At 70.2% G+C, this 671-nt stretch carries 1 protein-coding gene; it reads right to left on the reverse strand.

All coding sequences use genetic code 11. The annotated features are described in order from the left end of the window. Nucleotides 1–219: 219 nt before the first annotated feature. A partial coding sequence (locus ACFXIV_RS47795; protein WP_379421522.1) for a hypothetical protein occupies nucleotides 220–671 on the reverse strand: 452 nt, incomplete at its 5' end.

Consider the following 671-nt stretch of genomic DNA (forward strand, 5'->3'; position numbering starts at 1 on the left):
TGGAGCGGGTGGCAAGGAGCGGAACGACAAGGGACGCTCAGCAGCGGACAACCCTTGCGACGACCTCTCCTACGGGTGAGCCCTCGGGCGCTTGAGCCGCTGCCGGCGGCAGGAAGTGACCCTCTGGACGCCTGCCCGCCTGCTCCGCGCACACTCACGGCACACTCACGCAGCCGAGTGCAAGTTCCTCGGACACGTCTCCCGGACGGCTCCACCGGTTCACTCCGCACTTGGGCCCGCCGAATCCCCGAACTCCGGACTGCCGAAGCCAGGTGCCTCGTAACCAGGGCTGAAGCCGAGTGACGAGCGCGGCGCTGCCGTCCGCGCGTTCGACCGGTCCGGCTGCTCACCGCCGACCTCAAGCAGCCGAGAACGAAGGCAGGGCAGCACGGCGCGCTCCAAGAGCGCCGTCCGCCAGGCGGCGTGCGCCTCCTCCACCCTGCGCTCCCCTGTCAGGTTCGGCCGCGAACCGTCCCGGAGACGGGAGCTGGGCCGAGAATGGCTGCGCGCGGCGACGAAGACCGTGCCGAGGCCGAGAGCCCCCGTAACAGCTGCGACGCCGGCGCCCGACCAGCCGGTCAGCACCAGAGAGGTGCCGACATCCTGCTGGGAGTCGATGAGCATCAGCAGGTGGCCGAGCAGCAGGAAGATCACAGCTGCCGCACCGGAGA

The sequence above is a fragment of the Nocardia sp. NPDC059236 genome, from assembly GCF_042754085.1.
Lineage (GTDB): Bacteria > Actinomycetota > Actinomycetes > Mycobacteriales > Mycobacteriaceae > Nocardia.